Raw genomic sequence first — 20,284 nt, 5'->3', positions numbered from 1 at the left:
AAAAGTTTCAATTCATCTTGAAAGGCCAGTCGCAAACGCGTTGCGCCAATGTCATGGATTGATATCAAGCTGCATTCTCAGGAAACATTCATCCTTACCCACCACCGTGAATCCCTTGCGCTCGTACAACGCCCGCGCCGGGTTATTTTCAAAAACCGTCAAGCGTAGCGCCGGTCGCCGCTCCTGGTACGCGACTGACAGTACCTGATCGATTGCCCAGGAACCAATGCCCTGCCCGCGAAACGCTTCGACGACCTGCAGTTCGCGGATGTACAACGCTCTGGCATCACGGCTCAAGCTCACATAACCCGGCAACTGATCGCCGCTTGTCAGCATGCGGTTGTCCCGCCCTGACCAGGCCACGTCAAAAGCTTCGTCCAGCCATATCAGGTCGTGCCGAATGTAGTAGCGCAGCATGTTTTTACAGGTCAGGTGGCGGGCGAAGGCCAGGTCCTCTGGCGTGGCCGCACGCCATGCGCAATCCATCACACCGGCTCCACGGCGACGACTTCCCCACTCCAGCCCTCGCTGTTGCGCCGGGCCACAACCAACTGGCTGCCGGTACCGGTGGCGGCCGCAATCAACAAACCGTCCGACGCCCAGATCGCGCTGCGTCCTGCCGACGTCCAGCCACCTGTCGCGCCACCATGATTGGCCATCAACACCACCATGGCGTGCTGCGCGGCATAGCCTTGCAGCAACGCGGTATCCTCGACGTAGCCGTTTTCCGTGATCAGCACGCCTGCGGCGTAGACATCTGCACCCTGGCACGCTGCAGCAGCGGCATGGCTGGAGTGGGAAAAGTCGGCGCAGACCGCCAGAGCAATAGTGTCTGTCCCGATGGTCAGGGGCTCCCCTCCGGCGCCCGGTGCAAACGCCACTTCTTCCCCGGGATGCAGATGCTGCTTGCTGAAGATCCCAAGCGAACCATCGGCCCCCAGCACCAGCGCACCGATCAGGACCGACTGGTTATCCGGCAGTCGAATCGGCATACCGACAACAGCCGTCACACCGACTGCCCGGGCGACGTCTCGCAGCGGTTGCAGAAGGGCGTCATCCGACACAATGGCCAGCTCGGCCGCGAGCCCGCGCTCGTAGCCGGTCAGCGACAATTCAGGGAACACCAGCAACTGCACGCCCTGCTCCGCGGCTGCCGCGATGAAGCGTTGGTGCCTGGCGATATTGCCGGCAAGGTCTCCGGCGATAGAGATCGATTGGGCTGCAGCGATGGTCAGCGGTAACATGAAGCGTCCTTGTGTCGATGTGCTTTTGAACAGACGCAGAGTTTGTCACAACCCTCAGGCCACTCAAGCGATAGAAAACCCTGTCGCCGGCCAATAGCATTTTCTGATTGAATCTGCGCACCGGCCTCTAGTAAGCTCGACCCATCCATCGGAGACAGACCATGTTCAGCACCCTCTCACAGCTTCGTACCGCCAGCGCCCTGCGCTCGGTTGCGGCTGCCCGGGTGAACGACGTCTGTGCTCCGGTCAGCTTTTATTTTGGGTATTGGTTTAGCCACTGGCGCGCCTGATACCCACACGGCGCCCACTTTAAACGGGTCGCCACCAGAGATTTCTCAACCCCCGGTCGGCCTCCCGACCGGGGGTTTTGTTTTTTCAGCCCCAACACTTTTAGCGACACACCAGACATTCAGAGGATTCACCACATGAACTACGCCACTTATTACCGTTACGACAGTTTTACCGCCTGGCGATTTACCACCCTCCGCTCGGGACAGCCTGCCGCCTCCGATCGGTCACCCACAGGTGGCAAGCACACACACACAGCCAGCCTGGCCAATTGTCGAACACCCCAGTAGGGCCGAGCGCGCGGGCACGAACCCGCCACCAGCCCAGGAAGCCTTGAACATGAACTCGTCCGTCTCCGCACTGCCGCTGTCCACCTTGAGCCCTGCCAATGAAGCGCTGACCCTGCGTCTGCCCAGCTCATTGCAACTCAAACAGCAATTGCCCCTCGGCAACATCCTGACCCAGCAAGTCGCCACCCACCGCCAGGCGGTTCGCGCGATCCTCAATGGTGAAGACTCCCGTCTGCTGATCATCGTAGGCCCATGCTCGATCCACGATCCGGAATCAGCCCTCGAATACGCCAGCAACCTTGCCCGCCTCGCCACCGACGTCAGCGACGAAATGCTCCTGGTGATGCGCGCCTACGTCGAAAAACCCCGTACCACCGTTGGCTGGAAAGGCCTGGCCTACGATCCGCACCTGGATGGCAGCGATGACATGGCCGCCGGCCTGACGCTGTCCCGCGAGCTGATGCGCGAAATGCTCCGCCTGGGTTTGCCCGTCGCCACTGAACTACTGCAGCCGATGGCCGCCGGCTACTTCGACGACCTATTGAGTTGGGTGGCGATTGGCGCCCGGACCACGGAGTCGCAGATCCATCGGGAAATGGCCAGCGGCCTGGGCATGCCTGTCGGGTTCAAGAACGGGACTGACGGCGGTGTCGCTGTCGCCAGCGACGCCATGCGTTCCGCCGCCCATCCCCATCGCCATTTCGGTGTCGACAGCCAGGGCCACCCGGCGATCATTCAAACCCCGGGCAATGCGGACACTCACCTGGTATTGCGCGGCGGCCATCGCGGGCCGAACTACGACAGCGCCAGTATCGCCCGGGTGAACAGTGACTTGGCCCGGCTCAGGATTCCGGCCCGCATCATGGTCGATTGCAGTCACGCCAACAGCGGCAAAGACCCGTTGCGCCAGCCGGCCGTGTTCAACGATGTGCTTGAACAGCGTCTGCAAGGTGATCGTTCGCTGATCGGCATGATGATCGAGAGCCATTTGTTCGAGGGCTGTCAGCCGTTGAGTTCGTCAATGCAATACGGTGTGTCAGTGACCGATGGCTGCCTTGGTTGGGCCGGGACTGAACAGCTGTTGCTTGAAGCGGCAGATCGGCTGCGAATGCAAGACAACGCCCAATAACCGGCATCATCTGTCCGCCCTCCGGCCTTCATCTGAAGACTGGAGGGCAAATGGCGATCAATGCCCCATCAGGGATTGCACCTTGACCAGTGTCACCCCGGATTGTTGAGAGCTGTCATCAAGGCGCTCGACCGAACAGGAAACACGGATCGCAGAATCTCGATGCTCCCTCCAGAACCGGTAGGGAACGATGAATATCAACGGCTCGCCCACGGTGTTTCTGGTGATTTCGCGCTCGTCACAGTGATTGAATTTCTCCCCGTCGCACCTCAGGCAAACCAGCTCCCCTTTTTCAGCCCTGGGGTTTTCGATGACGACGGTCACCCCATCCTGCACGTCCTGCAGATCCACCCAGCCTTCGTCGGCTTCCAGCACAATAGGTGCTGGCAGTGGCCCCCGCTCCATCTTGCCAATCATCAGTGTCGTTACTTCAGCGTATCGAGGGCCATGTCCTGCCTGCTTGACGCAATAATCGACGGAAACAAATGACCCCAGATTGGGCGCAATGCACTCCGGGCTGACCCAGAACGATAACTCATTGCCCACAGCAAAGGACTCGACCTTGAGTGCATCACTGAAGCTTGCTTCGAGCGAAACACCCGTCCAGGTCAGCAACACCCAGTCGCCCGCCGTCATGCGCGCATAGGGTTTGATTGTAACGATCGCCCCTTCCCTGACCCGATCCGGATCAAGCGTTCTGCCCACCACGTCGTCCACCGTCGCGGGTAACAGGTCTGATTGCACATCACCCACACACAGCTGTAAACGATGGGAATGCACGATCCCGGAAAAACGACTGCTCAAGAGCGAGTAGCTGATTTCGAGTGAACCACCGTCGAGCGCCTCGATATAAGCGCTACCCACAGCAAAGATCATGTCCTCGCCGACCCTGTCGTCACTGACGAAACGCGTCACCTGATGATTGCAGGCGAGGCCATCGGCATCCAGCCCCGCCCAATTCAAAAGCAATTTGTCGCCACAGGTCATGCCTGGGTAAGGTCGGACCCTGATCACGGCTTTTCGGTCAGAGGGGTTCAGAACGCCGTTTTCCGCCTGCTCCAGTAAGGGCGGTGGCAATGGTCGCTGTACGAGATTCAGGGTGTCGGGTTCATAAACAGTCATTCATTCGCTCCAGTCCTTGGAATAAACACCGAACGGGTGGCCGGCTTGGGGTGACGTGTATTTAACCTCACGACTACCCGCCGTGATGTCGGCCTCTCACTCAGCCTCGCTCGGAAAGTCGATACATACGAAGTAGGTCTTTGATCAAGAGCAACCTGATTTCCGTGAAAAATCATCAAACGATTCCGACTAAAACCTCAGCAAATCTTGAGCATTCACACTTGCACTATTCCGCTTTCCGGAGGTTTCGGCGGACTTTTCATACATCGCGCCAACCTCGAGTGTTTTAGAGTGAAACGCCATGCAGTCCCGACGAACTTCTGTGCAAAGGTGTGAATATGCAAAGGAATGCAAGCACTCGTTATCCAATACTGCTGATCCACGGCCTTTTCGGCTTCGAAAGAATCGGCAAGTTCGAGCTGTTTCACGACATCAGGCAGGCGCTGAGGAACGCCGGAGCAAGGGTGTTCGTTCCCCACTTGTCAGCCATCCATGACAACGAAGTAAGCGGTAAACAATTGCTCATGCAGATCGAGCGGGTACTGGAAGGAACCGGTGCCTGCAAAGTCAACCTCATAGGCCATAGCCAGGGTGCACTGGCCGCACGTTATGCTGCAGCGGTTGCACCAAACAGTGTGGCATCGGTGACTTCCGTCAGCGGGCCGAACCATGGCTCGGAGCTCGCCGATTTCCTGCGCAAGGCATTGACACCGGGCCGTCTGCCGGAGCATGTGGCCGAGACGGTGGTGAACCTCTTCGCCGACTTCCTCGCGACCCTGAGCGACAACCGGTACCAGCCGCGGAACGCCATTGCCGCCCTCAATGCACTGACCACCGAGGGCGTAGGCGCCTTCAATGACAAATACCCGCAAGGGCTGCCCGCCACCTGGGGTGGCAAGGGTAACGAACGGGTCAACGGTGTTCGTTACTACTCGTGGAGCGGCATAGTGCCTTCGAATGTGCTCAAGGAGGGGCTCAATGCGCTCGATCCGCTCAACGGTTTCTGTCGGCTCCTTTCCGGGTATTTCGTCACGGAAGCCGGGCAGAACGACGGTTTGGTCGGTCGCTTCAGTTCTCACCTGGGCACGGTTATCCGCTCCGACTATGCGCTGGATCACCTGGACACCCTTGGGCAGCCGGCAGGCCAGTTGCGCACAGGCGTCGACCCGGTCGAACTGTATGTCCAGCATGCCGAGCGCTTGAGAGCCGCCGGCCTTTAAGCGGCTACCTGCCGCGAATCCCGCATGGAACGGAACTTTGAGGAGAAATAGCTCACTGAATCCGGTAGGCTGCGCATTTTACCGAATATTGAAAGGAGTATTTTCCCATGGCCAAAGCCACTGCCCGTCACATCCTTGTTGCCTCGGAAGCCAAGTGCAACGAACTCAAGACCCAAATCGAGGCTGGTGCCGATTTCGCCGAAGTTGCCAAGGCAAACTCCACCTGCCCTTCCAGCCGCCAGGGCGGTGATCTGGGTTCGTTCGGTCCAGGCCAGATGGTCAAGGAATTCGACACCGTGGTTTTCAGCGCGCCGCTCAACGTGGTCCAGGGCCCGGTCAAGACCCAGTTCGGTTACCACCTGCTGGAAGTGACCAGCCGTCAGGACTGATCGACGCTTGAGCTATTCACACAACGGCCCGCCTTTTGGTGGGCCGTTGTGTTTCGCACGCGTAATTCGGCTGGCGAGGGACGCGCCGCTAGCGTACAAATTGTCGTTAACGACTACCCGGCTCTAAGGCTGACAATGCGACTGGCTTTCCCTACCTTGTTGTTCACGGCCGTGGCCCTGATGTCGGGTGCCGCGGGTGTGAATGCGGCACCGCAACCGGCAATGACCGTGTACGGCGAACCGGCAAAATATCCTGCCGGCTTCAGTCATTTCGCCTACACCAATCCGCTGGCCCCCAAAGGCGGCACGATGCGGCGATCGGCGATCGAAATCGGGCAGTTCGACCATGTCTTGCCTTACATCGACAAAGGCATCGGCGTCACACAGATCGACGGCTTGCTCTATTCGCCGCTGGCCCAGCGCTCGCTGGACGAGCCGTACACCGTGTACGGCCTGGTGGCAGAGAAGATGGAGCGTTCCGAGGACGGCCTGTCACTGCGTTTTTACCTCAACCCCAAGGCGCGTTTTGCCGATGGCAAAGCCATTACCGCCGAAGACGTGCGCTATACCTTCGACCTGCTGATGACCCAGGGCAGCCTGCGTTACCGCACCCAGTTCGCCGACGTCAAAGGCGTGGAAGTGGAATCTCCTCTGACTATCCGCTTTGATTTCAAGAACAACGAAAATCGCACTCTGCCGCTGGATATCGCAACCCTGCCGGTGTTTCCCGAACACTGGTGGAAGACTCGCGATTTTGCCGGTGGCGGCGGCTATGAAGCGCCGTTGGGCAGCGGCCCCTATAAAGTGGGCAAGATCGATTCCGGGCGCAGCATCACCTTCGAACGCAATCCCGACTGGTGGGGCAAGGACCTGCCGGTCAGCCGTGGCCTGTACAACTTCGATCATTTCAGCATCGAGTACTTCGGCGATACCGACGTGGCGCGCCAGGTCCTGCGCGGTGGCGCCTATGACTACAACCGGGAATTTTCCGCCACCGGCTATTCCATCGGCTATGACAGCCCGGCCCTGAGCGATGGTCGCCTGCAAAAGGCCCACCTCGCCACCGAGGCGCCGCAGCCGGCCCAGGGTTTTGTGTTCAATCTGCAAAAGCCCATGTTCCAGGACCGACGCGTGCGCCAGGCGCTGGTGATGCTGTGGGACTTCGAGTGGAGCAACCGGCAGATGATGCGCGACATGTACATCCGCCAGCAGAGCTTTTTCTCCAACACCGATCTCGCCGCCCGGCAACTGCCGGATGCCGGGGAGCTGGCGATTCTCGAACCGCTGCGCGGGCAGATTCCCGACGAAGTCTTCACCCAGGTGTTCGAGGCGCCGAAGACCGATGGCAGCGGCGTGATTCGCGACAAGCAGTTACAGGCCCTGGACTTGCTCAAACAGGCCGGCTGGAAACCCGATGGCGACCAACTGGTCAATGCCGACGGCGAGCCGCTGAGCTTCACGTTCCTGGTCAGCCAGAACGGCATGGACCGTCTGCTGTTGCCCTATAAACGCACGCTGAAACAGATCGGCATCGACCTCAATATCCGCCGCATCGACTCGTCCCAGTACGTCAACCGCCTGATGAGCCGCGACTACGACATGATCGTCACCGGCTACCCCGTCACCACTTCTCCAGGAGGCGAACTGCTCAATTACTTCGGTTCCGAGGCGGCCACCGACCCGGGCTCCAACAACTACATGGTGTTGAAGAACCCGGCAGTGGACACCCTGATCACCGGGCTGATCCGGGCCAACACCCAGGCTGACATGCTGCATTACGCCCATGCCCTGGACCGGGTGCTGCAATGGAATTACTACTGGATTCCCAACTATTACCCGCCGGGCACCTCGACGGTGTGGTGGAACCGCTTCGGCATCCCGAACGTGCAAGCGAGCAATGACGAAGCCATCGAGAGCTGGTGGGAGATGAGCACCACGCCATTGACCAACCAACAGATGACGGCCGAGCGTATCCGCCGTGGCAAACCCGGAGGGCCGCACTGATGTGGGCTTACATTCTGCGTCGCCTGCTGCTGATCATTCCGACGCTGGTGATCATTCTTCTGGTCAACTTTGTCATCGTTCAGGCGGCACCGGGCGGGCCGGTCGAACAGGCCATCGCACACTTGCAGGGCATCGGCGGTGCAGCGGTCGGCGGCGGCTCCGGCGAGCCCATGAACGGCAAGTCCCGGGCCAGTCGCGGGCTCGATCCGCAGCTGATCAAGGACATTGAAAAACAGTACGGCTTCGATAAACCGGCACACGAACGCCTCTGGCTGATGCTCACCAGCTACGCGCGCCTGGACTTCGGCAAGAGTTTCTTCCGCGGCGCCACCGTCACCGATCTGATCCTCGAGAAAATGCCCGTGACCATTTCCCTCGGGCTCTGGGCGACGCTGATCACTTACCTGGTGTCGATCCCCCTGGGCATCCGCAAGGCCGTGCACCATGGCAGCCATTTCGACATCTGGAGCAGTACCGCGATCATCATCGGCTATGCCATGCCGGCGTTCCTGTTTGCGATGTTCCTGATCGTGATGTTTGCCGGCGGCACTTCGCTGAACTGGTTCCCCGTTCGCGGACTGGTCTCGGACAACTTCGAATCGCTGTCGACCATTGGCAAAGTGGCCGATTACTTCTGGCATCTGGTGTTGCCGGTGACCGCGCTGGTGATCGGCGGCTTCGCCACGCTGACCATCCTGACCAAGAACTCGTTCCTCAATGAAATCACCCGCCAGTACGTGGTCACTGCCCGGGCCAAGGGTTTGAGTGAACGACGGGTACTCTATGGACACGTGTTCCGCAATGCCATGCTGCTGGTGGTGTCGGGCATTCCCCAGGCGTTCATCAGTGTGTTTTTTGCCGGTTCCCTGCTGATCGAAGTGATCTTCTCCCTCGACGGTCTGGGCCGCATGAGCTACGAAGCGGCGGTATCACGGGACTATCCGGTGGTGTTCGGCTCGCTGTTCATCTTCACCCTGTTCGGCCTTTTGATAAAACTGGTCGGCGACCTCTGCTACACCCTGGTCGACCCGCGTATCGACTTTGCCGCGAGGAACGCCTGATGCTCAAGCTTTCACCGCTGGCGCGCCGGCGCTTCGAGCGTTTCAAGAAAAACCGTCGGGGCTGGTGGTCTCTCTGGCTGTTTGTCGGCCTGTTCCTGATGACCCTGGGCGGCGAACTGATCGCCAACGACAAACCGCTGATGGTCAGCTATCAAGGCCAGTGGTACTTCCCGGTATTCAAGCGCCACACCGAACAGGAGTTCGGCGGGCAACTGCCGTTCCAGGCCGACTATCGCAGCGACTACGTGCAGAAGCTGATCAAGAAGGATGGTGGCTGGTTGCTGTTTCCACCGATTCCATTCAGTGACGACACGCCCAACTATGACCTGAACAAACCCGCTCCAAGTCCGCCCACCAGCGTCAACTGGCTGGGCACCGACGACCAGGCGCGGGACGTTCTGGCCCGGGTGATCTTCGGTGCCCGGGTGTCGATCCTGTTTGCCTTGATGTTGACGTTTGTCAGCGCGCTGATCGGCATTGCGGCCGGTGCCCTGCAAGGCTATTACGGGGGCTGGGTGGATTTGCTCGGCCAGCGCCTGCTGGAAGTCTGGTCCGGGTTGCCGGTGCTGTACCTGCTGATCATCCTGTCGGGTTTCGTCGAGCCGAATTTCTGGTGGCTGCTGGGAATCATGGCACTGTTTTCATGGCTGGCCCTGGTGGACGTGGTGCGCGCCGAGTTCCTGCGCGGGCGCAACCTGGAATACGTCAAGGCCGCGCGCGCGCTGGGCCTGACCGACCGCAAAGTCATAGTCCGGCACATTCTGCCCAACGCCATGAACGCGACCTTGAGCTACCTGCCGTTCATTCTCACCGGGGCGATTTCCACCCTGACGGCGCTGGACTTCCTCGGCTTCGGCATGCCCGCGGGCAGTGCTTCCCTGGGCGAACTGATCGGCCAGGGCAAGCAGAACCTGCAAGCGCCGTGGCTGGGCCTGACGGCGTTCTTCACCCTGGCGCTGATTCTTTCTTTACTGGTGTTTATCGGCGAGGCGTTGCGAGACGCCTTCGATCCGAGATCTTGAGCGGACGGCTGCAATGACCAACCTGATCGAAATCCGTGACCTCAGCGTGGCCTTCAGTGGCCAGACCGTGGTGCGCAATCTGTGCCTGGACATCCGCCCCGGCGAATGCCTGGCGCTGGTGGGCGAGTCGGGATCGGGCAAGTCGGTGACGGCCCACTCTATCCTGCAACTGCTGCCGCAAACCGATACCCGGACAACGGGCAGCATCCGCTATCGCGGGCAGGAACTGGTGGGTGCCGATGCCGGCAAGTTGCGACAACTGCGCGGCAATCGCATTGCGATGATCTTCCAGGAGCCGATGACGTCCCTGAACCCGCTGCACAGCATCGAAAAACAGATCGGCGAAACCTTGCTGGTGCACAAAGGCCTGGCAGGCAAAGCGGCGCAAGCGCGGATCCTTGAACTGCTGCACCTGGTGGGCATCCAGAAACCCGAGGAGCGCCTCAAGGCCTATCCGCATCAACTATCCGGCGGCCAGCGCCAGCGGGTGATGATTGCCATGGCCCTGGCGTGCGAACCGGAACTGCTGATTGCCGACGAACCGACCACCGCGCTGGATGTGACGGTGCAGCGCAAGATCCTGCTGCTGCTCAAGTCCCTGCAACAGCGGCTGGGCATGTCGCTGCTGCTGATCAGCCACGACCTGAATCTGGTGCGCAGCATCGCCCAGCGCGTGTGCGTGATGAAGGCCGGGGAAATCGTCGAGCAAGCGCCGTGCGAAACCCTGTTCACCGAACCAAAGCACCCTTACAGCTGCGTATTGCTGCACGCCGAACCCGAGGGCGAAGCCTTGCCCCGGGACGAGCGCGAAAACGTACTGGAGGTGAACGATCTGCAGGTGCGGTTTCCCGTCAGTGGCGGCCTGTTCCAACGCAAGACCTGGCTGCGTGCCGTCGATGGCATCAGCCTGAACATACAGCGCGGCAAGACCCTGGGCATTGTCGGTGAATCCGGTTCCGGCAAGTCCACGCTCGGTCAGGCGATCCTGCGCTTGCTCGATTCCGAAGGCGGCATCCGCTTTCAGGGCCAGGCGCTGGACGGCCTGACGCAAAAACAGCTAAGGCCGTGGCGCAAGAAAATGCAGGTGGTGTTCCAGGACCCCTTCGGCAGCCTCAGCCCGCGAATGTCGGTGGCGCAGATCATCAGCGAAGGCCTGGAAGTACACAGCCAGTTGAGCCCCCAAGAGTGCAACGCCGAAGTGATCCGCGCACTGAGCGAAGTCGGCCTCGACCCGCAAAGCCGCCATCGCTATCCCCACGAATTCTCCGGTGGCCAGCGCCAGCGCATCGCCATCGCCCGGGCGCTGGTGCTCAAACCGGCGCTGATCCTGCTCGACGAACCGACCTCGGCGCTGGACCGCACGGTGCAGAAACAGGTGGTCGCCCTGCTCCGTCAACTCCAGGAAAAGCACGGCCTGACCTACCTGTTCATCAGCCACGACCTGGCGGTGGTGCGCGCCCTGGCCCACGACATGATCGTGATCAAGGACGGCAAGGTGGTGGAGCGTGGCGCCAGCCATGAGGTGTTCGATTCGCCACAGCACCCGTATACAAAGGAGCTGTTGGCGGCGGCGTTGCTCGGGCAGGCATAATCTTGCCGTTGGACCGCGGCGCGGCCTTCGCGAGCAAGCCCGCTCCCACAGGGGATTTGTGAGCGACACAGATCGAGTGTGGGAGCGGGCTTGCTCGCGAAGAGGCCGGCACAGGCAAAACATAATCAGGATCAGCCCCCATGAACACCACCGAAAGCCTCAAGGACTACCAGCGCGTTCGCCAGCTGGCGATCCGTTCATTGTTCGAAATCATCGAGCAATCGAGCGAGGGAACGGTGATTGTCGACCGCGATGCCAACATCGTCTGGATGAATGAGCGCTATGCCCGGCGCTTCGGCCTGCAATCGGCGCAAGTGGCGATCGGCAAGCCCTGCGAAAGCGTGATCCCCGGCAGCCTGTTACGTGAAGTGGTGCGCACCGGCCGGCCGATTCTGCTGGATATGCAAGACACCCCAAAAGAGCCGCTGGTGGTCATGCGCCTGCCGATTCACGACGATGCCGGCGTGGTGATCGGCGCCATCGGTTTTGCCCTGTTCGACGAACTGCGCAGCCTGTCGCCGATGCTCAAGCGCTACATGAGCATGCAGGAAGAACTGGCCTCCACCCGCTCGCTGCTGCGGGCGCGGCAGACCAAATACAACTTCGCCCATTTCATCGGCACCAGCGCCGCCAGCCTGGAAGTCAAACGCCGTGCCCGGCGCAGTGCGAGTACCGAATCGCCGGTACTGCTGCTCGGCGAAACCGGCACCGGCAAGGAGTTGTTGGCCCAGGCCATCCACAATGCCTCGCCCCGTGCGCACAAGGCATTTGTCAGCATCAACAGCGCAGCGATTCCCGAATCATTGCTGGAGGCCGAATTCTTCGGCACCGCCCCTGGCGCGTTTACCGGTGCCGACCGCAAGGGCCGCGCCGGCAAATTGCAGATCGCCCAAGGCGGCACTTTGTTCCTCGACGAAATCGGCGACATGCCGCTGCCCCTGCAAAGCAAACTGCTGCGCGTGCTGCAGGAAAAGGAATTCGAACCGGTGGGGTCCAATGAAGTGATCCAGAGCGATGTACGGGTGATCGCCGCGACCTCGACCGACCTGGAAGCGGCGATCAAACGCGGCGAGTTCCGCGCCGACTTGTACTACCGGCTCAACGTGCTACCGATCCAGGTGCCGCCCCTGCGGGACCGCCTCGATGACGTACCGGCGCTCAGTGAAGCGATTCTCGAGGAACTGCGCAGCCAGCATGAGCTGCACCACGAAGCCCTCGAATTGTTGGGGCAACACGCCTGGCCGGGGAACATCCGCGAATTGCGCAATGTGCTGGAGCGCGCGGCGCTGCTCAGCGATGACTTGCGCCTGACGGCGGCAGACATCCGCGCGGCGATTGGTACGTTCACCCGGGTTGAGCGCGTGACGCCCTTGGCCCAGGAGCCCTTTGCCCATGAAACCTTCAGTGCGGCGCGAGAGCGATTTGACCGGCAACTGATCGAGACGACCCTTGCGCAATGCGGGGGCAAAGTCATTGAGGCAGCGGCGCGACTGGGGCTGGGGCGGTCGACGTTGTACAAGAAGATGGTGGCGTTGGGGATTGCCGAGTCTCCATAACGAGACATATATCTCCGTTATTGGACAGACCTTCGCGAGCAAGCCCGCTCCCACAGGAGAAGGCATTCCCCTGATCAATTCGATCAACTGTGGGAGCGGGCTTGCCCGCGAAGAGGCCGGCACTCCCAGTACAAGTCTCAAACAAGAGACAACAATCCCGAATCAGCTCACCACCATCAGAATATATCTTTATATTTCAACAAGTTAAGTACTTGGCACAAAACCCGCTATACACCTCTGCTACCCAGTTCCACCCTACAAAAATAACAACCCAGGAGACACACCATGAGTGTGATCATTGCCTTGGCAGCCCTCGCGCTGCTGATGCTGGCTGCCTACCGTGGCTATAGCGTTATCCTTTTTGCCCCGATTGCCGCCCTCGGCGCCGTCCTGCTCACCGACCCCTCTGCCGTCGCCCCCGCTTTCACCGGGGTGTTCATGGAAAAAATGGTCGGTTTCATCAAGTTGTATTTCCCGGTGTTCCTGCTCGGCGCAGTGTTCGGCAAGCTGATCGAACTGTCCGGCTTCTCACGCTCGATCGTCGCCGCGGCGATTCGCCTGCTCGGCACCCGCCAGGCGATGCTGGTGATCGTGCTGGTCTGCGCCTTGCTCACCTATGGCGGCGTGTCACTGTTTGTGGTGGTGTTCGCGGTCTACCCGTTTGCCGCTGAAATGTTCCGCCAGAGCAACATCCCCAAGCGCCTGATCCCGGCGACCATTGCCCTGGGCGCGTTCTCGTTCACCATGGACGCCCTGCCCGGCACGCCACAAATCCAGAACATCATCCCCAGCACCTTCTTCAACACCACTGCGTGGGCGGCGCCGTGGCTGGGCGTGATCGGCACGATCTTCGTGTTCTGTGCCGGCATGCTGTTTCTCCAGCGCCAACGCAACAAGGCACAGCGCGCCGGTGAAGGTTATGGATCCGACCTGCGCAACGAGCCGGAAACCGCCCCCGACCTCAAGCTGCCCAATCCGTGGCTCGCGCTGTCGCCACTGTTGGCGGTAGGCATCATGAACCTGCTGTTCACCCATTGGATTCCGCAGGCGTACGGCAAGACCCACAGCCTCGCGCTGCCAGGCATGGCCGCGCCAGTGACCACGGACATCGCCAAGCTCACGGCGATCTGGGCGGTACAGGCAGCCTTGCTGGTCGGCATCCTCATGGTGCTGGTGTTTGGCTACAAGGCGATCAGCCGCAAACTCGCCGAAGGCAGTAAAAGCGCAGTCAGCGGCGCGTTGCTGGCGGCGATGAACACCGCCTCCGAATACGGTTTCGGCGCGGTGATCGCGTCCCTGCCGGGCTTTCTGGTGTTGGCCGACTGGCTCAAGAACATTCCCGACCCACTGGTCAACGAAGCGATTACCGTGACCCTGCTGGCCGGCATCACCGGTTCCGCCTCGGGTGGCATGAGCATTGCGCTGGCGGCCATGTCCGAGCAGTTCATCAGCGCCGCCCATGCGGCGAACATTCCGCTGGAAGTGCTGCACCGGGTCGCCGCGATGGCCAGCGGCGGCATGGACACCCTGCCGCACAACGGCGCTGTGATTACCCTGCTGGCAGTCACCGGGCTGACCCACCGCGAGGCTTACAAAGACATTTTCTGTATTACGCTGATCAAGACCCTGGCGGTTTTCGTGGTGATCGGCACCTTCTACGCTACTGGCATTGTGTGAGGTATTCATGACGACTCTTTCGGGTAAGACCGCACTGGTCACCGGCTCCACCAGCGGCATCGGCCTGGGGATCGCCCTCAGCCTGGCCAAGGCCGGGGCCAACCTGATCCTCAACGGCTTCGGCGATGCCTCCCAAGTGATCGCCGAAGTGCAACAGTTCGGCGGCAAGGTCGGCCATCACCCGGCCGATGTCAGCGATCCGGAACAGATTGCCGACATGATCGCCTACGCCGAGCGTGAGTTCGGCGGCGTCGATATCCTGGTCAACAATGCCGGCATTCAACACGTGGCAGCGGTGGATGAATTTCCGGTGGAGCGCTGGGATTCGATCATCGCGATCAACCTGTCGTCGGTATTCCACAGCACCCGCTTGAGCCTGCCTGGCATGCGCGCCAAGGGCTGGGGCCGGGTGATCAACATTGCCTCGGTGCATGGCCTGGTCGGTTCGGTGGGCAAGTCCGCCTATGTCGCCGCCAAGCACGGGGTGATCGGCTTGACCAAGGTGGTCGCGCTGGAAACCGCGACCACCCAGGTCACCTGCAACGCAATCTGCCCAGGCTGGGTACTGACGCCGCTGGTGCAGAAACAGATCGACGATCGTGCCGCCAGCGGGGTCGACCCACAGCAGGCACAGCATGACTTGCTCGCTGAAAAGCAGCCATCGCTGGAGTTCGTGACACCGCCGCAACTGGGTGAACTGGTGCTGTTTTTGTGCAGCGACGCCGGCAGCCAGGTGCGTGGCGCGGCGTGGAATGTGGATGGTGGGTGGTTGGCGCAGTGATCAGCCGCTAACCCTGTGGCGAGGGGGCTTGCCCCCGCTGGGTGGCGAAGCCGCCCTATAAACTCACAGACGATTAAGGTTGTCTGATTTTACGACTGCTTCGCAGCCGAACGGGGGCAAGCCCCCTCGCCACACAAGCTCCCCTGCAACACAGGCTCCCCTTTCACAAAAGCCTGCTCCACATCAGCTTGTATGAAGGCATAAACAAGAAGAGGCAAACCATGTCCGACATCCTCTGGCAACCCGACGTCAAACGCATCGGCAAGACCCGCATTGAGGCCTTCCGGCGCTTCATCAATCAGCGGTATCACCTCAAGATCGACGACTACCCTGCCCTGCACCAATGGTCCATCGAGCAACGCCCGGATTTCTGGCAGGCCATCGTCGATTTCTTCGACATCCGCTTCCACGAACAGCCCGACGCCGTGCTGCTCGAAGGCCCGCAGATGCCCAGCGCCCAGTGGTTTCCGGGCGCCACACTGAACTTTGCCGAACATCTGTTACAGCGCCGCGATGATGCTATCGCCGTGGTAGCCGTTGGCGAAAACGGTCAGCGTGAACACTTGACCTGGGCCGAGCTGGCAGAGCATGTCGCCGGCTTTCAAAACGGCTTGATCGCCGCCGGCGTCGGTGTGGGTGACCGGGTCGCCGCGTGCATGCCCAACACCTGGCAAACCCTGGTGGCCATGCTCGCCACCACCAGCCTTGGCGCTGTCTGGTCCTGTTCTTCACCGGACTTCGGCACCCAAGGGGTGGTTGACCGTTTCGGCCAGATCGAACCGAAAGTGCTGGTGACCTGCGCCGGCTACCGCTATGCCGGCAAAGAGATCGACCAGACCGCCAAGATCAACGAGATCCTCCAGCGCCTGCCGTCACTGCAACAGCTGATCGTCGTGCCTTACGCTCGCCCACAGGCGCACATCGAACACTTCCACAGCCCGGCCAACGTGACGCTGTGGGACGATTTCTACGCACCCGGCGGCGAGCCGGATTTCGTCCCGGTGCCCTTCGCCCATCCGCTGTACATCCTCTACTCCAGCGGCACCACCGGCGTGCCCAAATGCATCATCCACAGCACCGGCGGCGTACTTCTGCAACACGTCAAGGAACACGGCCTGCACTGCGATCTTGGCCCCGGCGAGCGCCTGTTCTACTACACCACGTGCGGCTGGATGATGTGGAACTGGCTGGTCTCGGCCCTCGCGGTAGGCAGCGCGGTGGTGCTGTACGACGGCTCGCCGTTCCACCCTGACCCGCAACGCCTGATCGACCTGATCGACGACGAAGGGATCAGCGTCTTCGGCACCAGCCCGAAATACCTCGCCACCCTGGAAAGCAGCGGCATCAAGCCCCGTGACAGTCATGACCTGGGTAGCCTCAGGACGTTGCTGTGCACCGGCTCGGCGCTGTCGCCGCAGAGTTACGACTTTGTTTATCGCGACTTCAAGGCTGACGTGTGCCTGGCCTCGATGTCCGGCGGCACCGACATCATCTCTTGCTTCGTCAACGGCAACCCTGTGTCGCCGGTGCGGCGCGGCGAAATCATGGGCAAGAGCCTGGGCATGGCCGTCGAGGTATGGAACGACGCCGGTCAGCCGGTGATCGGCGAAAAAGGCGAACTGGTCTGCACCCGGCATTTCCCGGCGATGCCCGTTGGCCTGTGGAACGATGCCGATGGCGAGAAACTGCGCCAGTCCTATTTCAGCCTGTTCCCCGGCGTCTGGGCCCAGGGTGACTACGCCGAACAACTGCCGCATGGCGGGATGATGATTCACGGCCGCTCGGATGCCGTGCTCAACCCCGGCGGTGTGCGCATCGGCACGGCGGAAATCTATCGCCAGGTGGAAAAGATCCCGCAGGTGCTCGACAGCGTGGCCATCGGTCAGCAATGGCAGGATGACGTGCGGGTGGTGCTGTTCGTACGCTTGCGCGACGGGCTTGAGCTGGACGAGGCGCTGCAACAACAGATCCGCCAGACGATTCGCGCCAACACCACGCCGCGTCATGTGCCGGCGAAGATTGTCGCGGTCACCGACATTCCCCGGACCATCAGCGGCAAGGTGGTTGAACTGGCGGTGCGCAATGTGGTGCATGGACAGAAGGTGAAAAACACCGATGCCCTGGCAAATCCCGAAGCGCTGGAGCAATTTCGAGACCGGCCCGAACTCATGAATTGAAATGGGATTACCTGTGGGAGCGAGCCTGCTCGCGATGGCGTAGAGTCAGGCGACATTGACTTTGAATGTACCGCCCTCTTCGCGAGCAGGCTCGCTCCCACTTTTACCGCTCAGGCCTCTGAATCAGTCGGCGCCTGCCACCTGTGCAAGAATAGACGCCAGCTAAAGCGACTCAGGCGCAGGAATCCCGGATGAACGCAATACCCACCGCCAGCGATGCCCAGGCCCTGATCGCCCGGATCGACTGGGCAAGCAGCCCGCTGGGCGCCGCCAGCACCTGGCCACAGAGCCTGCGAACCGCCGTGGACATCGTCATTCACTCACCGATGCCGATGCTGCTGCTATGGGGCCCGCAACTGACACAGATCTACAACGACGGCTTCGCCCTGCTCGCAGGAAGCAAGCATCCGCAGGCTTTCGGACAACCGACACACCTGATCTGGCCAGAGCTGAAAGACTTTACCGACCCGATCTACAGCGCCGTCCTGCAAGGTCAGGTACGAACCTACAGCGAGCAGCGCTTTACTCTGCAACGTGAGGGCCAGGAGTCCGACTTCTGGCTCGACCTGACCTACAGCCCGATCCGCGACGAAGGTGCCGAGGTGGCGGGGATCCTGGTCACCGCCATCGAAACCAACGAACGCCGGCGCATCGCCCTCGAACTCGAACAACGCTCGGCGGCCAGCCTCAAGGCCCAGCGTGAAACCGAGGAGCGCCTGCAACTGGCCCTCGCCGCCACCGATGCGGTTGGCACCTGGGACTGGGACATCAGCGAGGACCGTTTCATCGCCGATGTGCATTTCGCCCAGCTCCACGGCGTCGACCCGGCCATGGCCAACCAGTTGCCGATCAGCGAATACCTGCATGGCGTACACCCGCAGGACCGCGCCCTGATCGCCCGCAGCATCAAGCACTGCATCACCCACGGCAGCGAATACGCCGAGGAATATCGCCTGTTGCAAACCGACGGCCAGATGCGCTGGGTGTTTGCCCGCGGTCGCTGCTACAAGGACCATCACGGCCGGCCGATCCGATTCCTCGGCGCCGCCCTGGACCTGACCGAGCGCAAACACACCGAGCAAGCCCTGCGCCAGAGCCAGACCGAGCTGCAACTGATCATCAACGCCATGCCGATCCTGATCAGCTACGTCGACCGCGAAGAACGCTTTCGCCTCAACAACGCGGCATACCTCGACTGGTACGGGCTGACGCCGCAAGAGCTGTATGGGCGAACCATTCTTGAAGTACTCGGCGAAGAAGCCTACGCGCTACGCGCCCCGTACATCACCGAGGCGCTGTCCGGCCGGCCCTGCTGTTTCAGCATCAGCACGCCGCACCGCGACGGCAGCATGCGCCAGGCCTTGATGAATTACCTGCCGCGCCACGGTGCAGATGGTGCAGTCAACGGCTTCTACATCTTCGTGATCGACGAAACCGAACGCAAAATGACCGAAGAAGCCTTGCGCAACCTGAACGAAACCCTTGAGGAACGGGTGGCCGCCCGCACCCGACAACTGGCCGAGGCCAACGAGCGTCTGCAAAACGAGATGTTCGAGCGTGAGCGCGCCGAAGACGCCTTGCGTCATGCCCAGAAAATGGAAGCCGTCGGCCAGCTGACCGGCGGTATCGCCCATGACTTCAACAACATGCTCACCGGCATCATTGGCAGCCTCGACCTGATGCAGCGCTACATCGCCGAAGGCCGCGCCAGCGAGATCGGCCGGTTCACCGAGGCGGCAGTGTCCTCGGCCAACCGTGCCGCCGCCCTCACCCATCGGTTGCTGGCGTTCTCCCGGCGTCAGTCGCTCAATCGCACGCCGCTGAACCCCAACGACCTGATTCGCTCGCTTGAGGACCTGCTCAGTCGTACCAAGGGCGACCACATTGAACTCAAGCTGCAACTGGCCGAGCACACCTGGCGGGTCAACACCGATGTCAGTCAGTTGGAAAACGCCCTGCTCAACCTTGTGATCAACGCCAGGGACGCCATGCCAGGCGGCGGCGAGTTGCAGATCGAAACGGCCAACGTGTACCTCGACGGCAGTGACATCACGACCCTGGAACCGGTCAAGGCCGGCGACTACGTGATGATTGCCGTCAGCGACAACGGCACCGGCATGACGCCCTCGGTGCTGGCCAAGGCATTCGACCCCTTCTTCACCACCAAGCCCATCGGCCAGGGCACCGGTCTGGGCTTGTCGATGATCTACGGTTTTGCCCAGCAATCGGGGGGCCACGTCAGCCTGTTCAGCCTGCCCGGACGAGGCACCAGCGTGCGTTTGTACCTGCCGCGCCTGCATTCGACCGAACCGGAAAAAGTCCTGTCACCCGTGGTCGGCGAGGCGCCAGCTGCGATTGCCGGCGAAACGGTGATGCTGGTCGAGGATGATGCGGCGGTGCGCATGTTGGTGCTGGACTTGCTCAAGGAACTCGGTTATCGCGCCCACGAAGCCGAAGATGCCAAAGACGCGCTGCCGGTGCTGGAGTCGGACCTGCGGGTGGACCTGCTGGTGACCGACGTGGGGTTGCCGGGCATGAACGGCCGACAACTGGCAGAAATCGCCCGCCAGCATCGTCCCGGACTGAAAGTGTTGTTCATGACCGGTTACGCGCAGATCGCTGCCGAGCGCCAGGGTTTCCTTGAAGAAGGCATGGACATGGTGACCAAACCGTTTTCCATCGACCTGCTGGCCAACAAGATTCGCACGATGATCGGTCAACCGGACTGAGTTG

15 protein-coding genes are annotated in these 20,284 nt (G+C 61.1%); 12 read left to right on the top strand and 3 right to left on the bottom strand.

Going from position 1 to position 20,284, the window contains the following annotated elements; genetic code table 11:
- Nucleotides 1-51 precede the first annotated feature (51 nt).
- The gene (locus KSS91_RS13025) at nucleotides 52-486 is read right to left on the bottom strand and encodes a GNAT family N-acetyltransferase (RefSeq protein ID WP_217838399.1); all 435 of its coding nucleotides are present in this window, start codon (nucleotides 484-486) and stop codon (nucleotides 52-54) included.
- A complete protein-coding gene (locus tag KSS91_RS13020) occupies nucleotides 486-1,244 on the bottom strand; it encodes a carbon-nitrogen hydrolase family protein (protein ID WP_217838226.1) in 759 nt (252 codons plus the stop codon). The genes KSS91_RS13025 and KSS91_RS13020 overlap by 1 nt, the downstream gene beginning before the upstream one ends.
- Nucleotides 1,245-1,871: 627 nt before the next feature.
- On the opposite strand from KSS91_RS13020, the gene KSS91_RS13015 reads away from it, so the two are divergent.
- Nucleotides 1,872-2,951, top strand: a complete 1,080-nt coding sequence (locus KSS91_RS13015; RefSeq protein ID WP_217838225.1) for a 3-deoxy-7-phosphoheptulonate synthase — start codon at nucleotides 1,872-1,874, stop codon at nucleotides 2,949-2,951.
- 57 nt (nucleotides 2,952-3,008) lie between these two features.
- Here the strand turns inward: KSS91_RS13015 and KSS91_RS13010 are convergent, their stop codons facing one another.
- The gene (locus tag KSS91_RS13010; protein ID WP_217838224.1) at nucleotides 3,009-4,073 is read right to left on the bottom strand and encodes a hypothetical protein; all 1,065 of its coding nucleotides are present in this window, start codon (nucleotides 4,071-4,073) and stop codon (nucleotides 3,009-3,011) included.
- Between the two features lie 338 nt (nucleotides 4,074-4,411).
- On the opposite strand from KSS91_RS13010, the gene KSS91_RS13005 reads away from it, so the two are divergent.
- The 11 genes from KSS91_RS13005 to KSS91_RS12955 all read left to right on the top strand — a co-directional run bounded on the left by KSS91_RS13005 (nucleotide 4,412) and on the right by KSS91_RS12955 (nucleotide 20,280).
- Nucleotides 4,412-5,293 (top strand): esterase/lipase family protein, encoded by an 882-nt coding sequence (locus tag KSS91_RS13005; RefSeq protein ID WP_217838223.1) that lies wholly within the window; start codon nucleotides 4,412-4,414, stop codon nucleotides 5,291-5,293.
- Nucleotides 5,294-5,400: 107 nt separating this feature from the next.
- Nucleotides 5,401-5,682 (top strand): peptidylprolyl isomerase, encoded by a 282-nt coding sequence (locus KSS91_RS13000; protein WP_104447325.1) that lies wholly within the window; start codon nucleotides 5,401-5,403, stop codon nucleotides 5,680-5,682.
- A gap of 135 nt (nucleotides 5,683-5,817) precedes the next feature.
- Nucleotides 5,818-7,686 (top strand): extracellular solute-binding protein, encoded by a 1,869-nt coding sequence (locus KSS91_RS12995; RefSeq protein WP_217838222.1) that lies wholly within the window; start codon nucleotides 5,818-5,820, stop codon nucleotides 7,684-7,686.
- Nucleotides 7,686-8,747, top strand: coding sequence for a microcin C ABC transporter permease YejB (locus KSS91_RS12990; RefSeq protein WP_217838221.1), 1,062 nt, complete (start codon nucleotides 7,686-7,688; stop codon nucleotides 8,745-8,747). Before KSS91_RS12995 ends, KSS91_RS12990 begins: the two co-directional genes overlap by 1 nt.
- Nucleotides 8,747-9,769 (top strand): ABC transporter permease, encoded by a 1,023-nt coding sequence (locus KSS91_RS12985; RefSeq protein WP_007974697.1) that lies wholly within the window; start codon nucleotides 8,747-8,749, stop codon nucleotides 9,767-9,769. Before KSS91_RS12990 ends, KSS91_RS12985 begins: the two co-directional genes overlap by 1 nt.
- Nucleotides 9,770-9,782: 13 nt before the next feature.
- On the top strand, nucleotides 9,783-11,360 hold the full coding sequence (locus tag KSS91_RS12980; RefSeq protein ID WP_217838220.1) for an ABC transporter ATP-binding protein: 1,578 nt from the start codon (nucleotides 9,783-9,785) through the stop codon (nucleotides 11,358-11,360).
- Nucleotides 11,361-11,500: 140 nt separating this feature from the next.
- The gene (locus KSS91_RS12975; RefSeq protein ID WP_217838219.1) at nucleotides 11,501-12,916 is read left to right on the top strand and encodes a sigma-54 interaction domain-containing protein; all 1,416 of its coding nucleotides are present in this window, start codon (nucleotides 11,501-11,503) and stop codon (nucleotides 12,914-12,916) included.
- Nucleotides 12,917-13,201: 285 nt separating this feature from the next.
- Nucleotides 13,202-14,593 carry a GntP family permease gene (locus tag KSS91_RS12970; protein ID WP_217838218.1) on the top strand — a complete coding sequence of 464 codons (1,392 nt, stop codon included), beginning with the start codon at nucleotides 13,202-13,204 and terminating at the stop codon, nucleotides 14,591-14,593.
- 7 nt (nucleotides 14,594-14,600) lie between these two features.
- Nucleotides 14,601-15,374, top strand: coding sequence for a 3-hydroxybutyrate dehydrogenase (locus KSS91_RS12965; RefSeq protein WP_217838217.1), 774 nt, complete (start codon nucleotides 14,601-14,603; stop codon nucleotides 15,372-15,374).
- A 221-nt stretch (nucleotides 15,375-15,595) separates the two neighbouring features.
- Nucleotides 15,596-17,551, top strand: coding sequence for an acetoacetate--CoA ligase (locus tag KSS91_RS12960; protein WP_217838216.1), 1,956 nt, complete (start codon nucleotides 15,596-15,598; stop codon nucleotides 17,549-17,551).
- A 191-nt stretch (nucleotides 17,552-17,742) separates the two neighbouring features.
- Nucleotides 17,743-20,280: a PAS domain-containing hybrid sensor histidine kinase/response regulator gene (locus KSS91_RS12955; RefSeq protein ID WP_217838215.1), complete on the top strand. Its 2,538-nt coding sequence runs from the start codon at nucleotides 17,743-17,745 to the stop codon at nucleotides 20,278-20,280.
- The last annotated feature ends 4 nt before the right edge of the window (nucleotides 20,281-20,284 follow it).

Source organism: Pseudomonas azerbaijanorientalis, assembly GCF_019139795.1.
Lineage (GTDB): Bacteria > Pseudomonadota > Gammaproteobacteria > Pseudomonadales > Pseudomonadaceae > Aquipseudomonas > Aquipseudomonas laurylsulfatiphila.
Note: the sequence above shows the minus strand (reverse complement) of the source record. Positions and strands in the feature narration are given on the sequence as shown.

Bases quoted from the DNA above. Each gene is read 5' to 3' on its own strand.
- KSS91_RS13025 (WP_217838399.1), bottom strand. From the start codon at position 486: ATGGATTGCGCATGGCGTGCGGCCACGCCAGAGGACCTGGCCTTCGCC.
- KSS91_RS12965 (WP_217838217.1), top strand. From the start codon at position 14,601: ATGACGACTCTTTCGGGTAAGACCGCACTGGTCACCGGCTCCACCAGC.
- KSS91_RS12975 (WP_217838219.1), top strand. From the start codon at position 11,501: ATGAACACCACCGAAAGCCTCAAGGACTACCAGCGCGTTCGCCAGCTG.
- KSS91_RS12980 (WP_217838220.1), top strand. From the start codon at position 9,783: ATGACCAACCTGATCGAAATCCGTGACCTCAGCGTGGCCTTCAGTGGC.
- KSS91_RS12960 (WP_217838216.1), top strand. From the start codon at position 15,596: ATGTCCGACATCCTCTGGCAACCCGACGTCAAACGCATCGGCAAGACC.
- KSS91_RS13010 (WP_217838224.1), bottom strand. From the start codon at position 4,073: ATGACTGTTTATGAACCCGACACCCTGAATCTCGTACAGCGACCATTG.
- KSS91_RS12955 (WP_217838215.1), top strand. From the start codon at position 17,743: ATGAACGCAATACCCACCGCCAGCGATGCCCAGGCCCTGATCGCCCGG.
- KSS91_RS12995 (WP_217838222.1), top strand. From the start codon at position 5,818: ATGCGACTGGCTTTCCCTACCTTGTTGTTCACGGCCGTGGCCCTGATG.
- KSS91_RS12970 (WP_217838218.1), top strand. From the start codon at position 13,202: ATGAGTGTGATCATTGCCTTGGCAGCCCTCGCGCTGCTGATGCTGGCT.
- KSS91_RS12985 (WP_007974697.1), top strand. From the start codon at position 8,747: ATGCTCAAGCTTTCACCGCTGGCGCGCCGGCGCTTCGAGCGTTTCAAG.
- KSS91_RS13015 (WP_217838225.1), top strand. From the start codon at position 1,872: ATGAACTCGTCCGTCTCCGCACTGCCGCTGTCCACCTTGAGCCCTGCC.
- KSS91_RS13005 (WP_217838223.1), top strand. From the start codon at position 4,412: ATGCAAAGGAATGCAAGCACTCGTTATCCAATACTGCTGATCCACGGC.
- KSS91_RS13000 (WP_104447325.1), top strand. From the start codon at position 5,401: ATGGCCAAAGCCACTGCCCGTCACATCCTTGTTGCCTCGGAAGCCAAG.
- KSS91_RS12990 (WP_217838221.1), top strand. From the start codon at position 7,686: ATGTGGGCTTACATTCTGCGTCGCCTGCTGCTGATCATTCCGACGCTG.
- KSS91_RS13020 (WP_217838226.1), bottom strand. From the start codon at position 1,244: ATGTTACCGCTGACCATCGCTGCAGCCCAATCGATCTCTATCGCCGGA.